Below are 3,890 nucleotides of genomic sequence, written 5' to 3' on the forward strand. Positions count from 1 at the left end.
GCCGCACGCAGCGCGCGGCGCAGCCGTCGTTTCCCACCTGACTCGGGCGACCCGACCGGGCCGCTCCGCGATCACGCCCTGCCTCCCCGGCACCACGTTCGCGCAGGTGAGTCAGACGCCCCGGCGCCATCACGCCGGGCACCCGGCCGGCACCGGACTTTGCCGGAGCCCTACCGTGGGGCGGTGGGGGCTGGGTAGGTATGGGCACAGACGATCTTCTTGGTGATCTTGCGACCGGGCCGGCGCGGCTCGGGGCGGTGCGGTTGATCGCGATCGACGGGCCGTCGGGGTCGGGGAAGTCGGTGCTGGCGGACCGGGTCGTGGCCGGGTTGCGGGCGGGTGGGCGCGAGACGGGGCTGGTGCGCACCGACGACTTCGCGACGTGGGACGACCCGGTGTCGTGGTGGCCGCGGCTGGTGGACGGGGTGCTGACGCCGCTGGCGGAGGGGCGGCCGGGGGGTTACCGGCGGATGGAATGGGTGGACGGGGTGCCGCGGCTCGGGGCGTGGGTGGAGGTCGGGGTTCCGGACGTGCTGGTGCTGGAGGGGGTGTCGGCCGGGCGGCGGTCGGTGCGGGCGCGGCTGTCGAGGTTGATCTGGTGCGAGGTCGCCGACCCGGGGCTGCGGCTGGAGCGGGCCGTGGCACGCGACGGGGAGGCGTGCCGGGGGCCATTGCGGGCGTGGCAGCGGTTCGAGGCGGGGTGGTTCGCCGTCGACGGGACCCGGGAAGCGGCCGACGTTCACTTTTCCCAGAATTGATTCGGGCCGACGGAAATCTGTCCGACGAACGGACGACCCAGGTTACGTCGCGTGGCCGGGAGGCTGCGGTTTCGATACGTTGTGCGATCCTTGGCCGGATCGTGACCTCCCGTGGTTAAGGGATGAAGAACGTAAGGGATAAGGTCGGCGACCGTACGGCGATCCCGTGACAAGTCGAGGAGTGCGCGAATGGCCTACCCGCGTGTCGCGCGACCCCGTCAACGCGCCGCGTGTGAGCTCAGGCGGCCGGGACGGATCGCGCTATGACGACGCCGCTCGAGGTCACCGACGCGACCGCGACCGCTCCACCGGAAGCGTCACTGGCGGGAATGAGCGGCAAGGCCATCCAGGGCCGCTCGCTCGGTCAGATCGCCTGGCTGCGCCTCAAGCGGGACAAGGTCGCCATGATCGGCGGCGGCGTGGTCATCGTGCTGCTGGTGATCGCGGTGAGCGCCTTCCTGCTGGTCAAGGTGTTCGGGGCGCTCGACCCGACCAAGTTCAACGCCGACCTGATCGACACATCCACCCTGTTGCCGAAGGGCACCTTCGGCGGGATGAGCTGGGACCACCCGCTGGGCGTCGAGCCACTCAACGGCCGCGACATCCTGACCCGGATCTACGCCGGCTCGTGGATCTCGCTGCTGATCGCGTTCCTGGCCACGCTGCTGTCGGTCACGATCGGCACGGCCATGGGGGTCGTCTCCGGGTACTTCGGCGGCTGGGTCGACGCGGTGATCAGCCGGCTGATGGACATCTTCCTGGCGTTCCCGCTGCTGGTGTTCGCCATCGCGCTGGTCGGCGTCATCGCCGGGGTAGACCAGATATGGATCTTCACCGGCGACAACCTGCGCATCGTGGTTCTGATCTTCGTCATCGGGTTCTTCAACTGGCCGTACATCGGGCGGATCGTCCGCGGTCAGACGCTGTCGCTGCGGGAACGCGAGTTCGTCGACGCGGCCCGCAGCCTCGGCGCCCGGGGTCCGTACATCCTGTTCAGGGAGCTGCTGCCGAACCTGGTGGCCCCGATCCTGGTCTACTCCACGCTGCTGATCCCGACGAACATCCTGTTCGAGGCGGCGCTGTCGTTCCTCGGGGTCGGCATCCGGCCACCCACCCCCACGTGGGGCGGCATGCTCTCGGAGGCGGTCCGGTTCTACACCGTCCCGCACTTCGTGCTGTGGCCCGGTTTGGCGATCTTCATAACCGTGCTGGCGTTCAACCTATTCGGTGACGGGCTGCGCGATGCGCTTGACCCGAGATCGCGATGAGATGAGTCAGTTTCCCTCACCCGACAAGAAGGGGTGCATCCGCAAGATGATCAGAAAGCGCATGACCGCCGCGATCGCGATGGGCGCTTCCGTCGCGATGGCTCTCGCCGCCTGCGGTGGCGACGGTGGTGGCGGAACCACCAACAACAACCAGGGCGGTGGCGGAACGACCACGGCGGCGTTCAACGCGGCGATCGGCAACGTGTTCAACCCGTCGGACAAGAAGGGTGGCACGATCAAGTTCGCCAACCCCAGTGATGTCGACTCGACCGACCCCGGCGAGACCTACTACGGCTACAACTGGGACTTCCTGCGGATCTACGGACGCTCGCTTGTCATGTTCAAGCCGGGTCCCGGCCGGCAGAGTGACGAGCTCATCCCCGACCTCGCCGAGAGCCTCGGCCAGGGCAGCGCCGACGCCAAGACGTGGACCTACAAGATCCGCAAGGGCGTGAAGTTCGAGGACGGCACCGAGGTGAAGGCCAAGGACGTCAAGTACGCGGTGCTGCGCTCCACCGACAAGGAGACCTTCCCGAACGGACCGGCCTACTTCGAGCAGTTCCTCAACCTGCCGGAGGGCTACAAGGGTCCGTACAAGACGCCGAACCTCGACACCAACCAGGCGATCGAGACCCCGGACGACTACACGATCGTCTTCCATCTCAACCAGCCGTTCGGTGGCTTCGACTACCTGGCGCAGCTGCCGCAGACGGTCCCGGTGCCCCAGGCCAAGGACACCGGCGCCAAGTACCGCGAGCACGTGATCTCCACCGGCCCGTACAAGTTCGAGAGCTACGAGCCGGGCAAGCGGATGGTTCTGGTGCGCAACGACCAGTGGGACCCGGCGACCGACCCGAACCGCAAGGCGCTGCCGGACCGCTACGAGGTCGACCTGAACGTCAACGCCGACGACATCGACAACCGGGTCATCTCCGGTGACCTGCACATCGACATCCCCGGCACCGGCGTCCAGCCGGCCGCGCAGGGCCGCGTGCTGTCCGACCCGGCCCTGAAGGCCCGCGGTGACAACCCGACCATCGCCCGGCTCTGGTACACCTCGGTCACCGGCACGGTCAAGCCGCTGGACAACGTCGACTGCCGCAAGGCGGTCCTGTACGCGGCCGACCGCACCGGCTACCAGACCGCCTACGGTGGCGAGGTCGCCGGTGGCGACATCGCGACCACGATCATGCCGCCGCAGATCCCCGGCTACCAGAAGTTCGACCTCTACCCCAGCCAGGACAACAAGGGCGACATCAACAAGGCCAAGGAGCACCTGCAAAAGTGCGGCCAGCCCAACGGGTTCGCGACCAAGATCGGCTATCGGGCCGAGCGGCCCAAGGAGAAGGCCACGGCCGAGTCGCTGCAGCAGTCGCTCAAGCGGGTCGGGATCGAGCTGACCCTCGCGCCGTTCCCGGCGGGTGACTACTTCGCCCAGTTCTGCGGCAACCCGCCGTACGTCGTGGCCAACGGCCTCGGCCTGTGCGTCAACGGGTGGGGCGCCGACTGGAACGACGGCTTCGGCTTCCTGTCGCAGATCGTCGACAGCCGGGTCATCCGGGAGACCGGTGGCTCGTCGAACATCAGCGTCCGGATCCCCGAGGTCGACAAGATGATCGACCAGGCGCTGGCCGAGACCGACCGCAGCAAGCGCGAGCAGATCTGGGGCCAGATCGACAAGAAGGTCATGGAAGAGGCCTTCATCCTTCCCGGTGTGTTCGCCAAGGCACTGCTGGTCCGGCCGCAGGGCCTGACCAACGTGTTCATCAACGAGGCCTACGGCTACTACGACTACCTGGCGCTCGGCGTCGCGTAGTGTGCCGTGACGGCACATTGGTGACCGGTGAGGGCGGCCGGCCCGCGG

Annotated in this window: 3 protein-coding genes; all 3 read left to right on the forward strand. The window is 67.9% G+C overall.

The features are described from left to right. Positions 1 to 200 precede the first annotated feature (200 nt). The 3 genes from VGX25_RS26785 (at position 201) to VGX25_RS26795 (ending at position 3,842) form a co-directional block, all read left to right on the forward strand. Positions 201 to 758 carry a uridine kinase gene (locus VGX25_RS26785; protein ID WP_326920679.1) on the forward strand — a complete coding sequence of 186 codons (558 nt, stop codon included), beginning with the start codon at positions 201 to 203 and terminating at the stop codon, positions 756 to 758. Between the two features lie 263 nt (positions 759 to 1,021). Beyond that, complete coding sequence (locus VGX25_RS26790) at positions 1,022 to 2,026, forward strand: ABC transporter permease (RefSeq protein WP_326920680.1); 1,005 nt, start codon at positions 1,022 to 1,024, stop codon at positions 2,024 to 2,026. A gap of 46 nt (positions 2,027 to 2,072) precedes the next feature. Then, a complete protein-coding gene (locus tag VGX25_RS26795; protein WP_326920681.1) occupies positions 2,073 to 3,842 on the forward strand; it encodes an ABC transporter substrate-binding protein in 1,770 nt (589 codons plus the stop codon). Positions 3,843 to 3,890: the final 48 nt, after the last annotated feature.

Origin of the sequence: Actinophytocola sp., assembly GCF_035942955.1 — a bacterium.
GTDB lineage: Bacteria > Actinomycetota > Actinomycetes > Mycobacteriales > Pseudonocardiaceae > DASYTH01.

Excerpts from the sequence above, each read along its gene's own strand:
- VGX25_RS26790 (WP_326920680.1), top strand. The coding sequence starts at position 1,022 with ATGACGACGCCGCTCGAGGTCACCGACGCGACCGCGACCGCTCCACCG.
- VGX25_RS26785 (WP_326920679.1), top strand. The coding sequence starts at position 201 with ATGGGCACAGACGATCTTCTTGGTGATCTTGCGACCGGGCCGGCGCGG.
- VGX25_RS26795 (WP_326920681.1), top strand. The coding sequence starts at position 2,073 with ATGATCAGAAAGCGCATGACCGCCGCGATCGCGATGGGCGCTTCCGTC.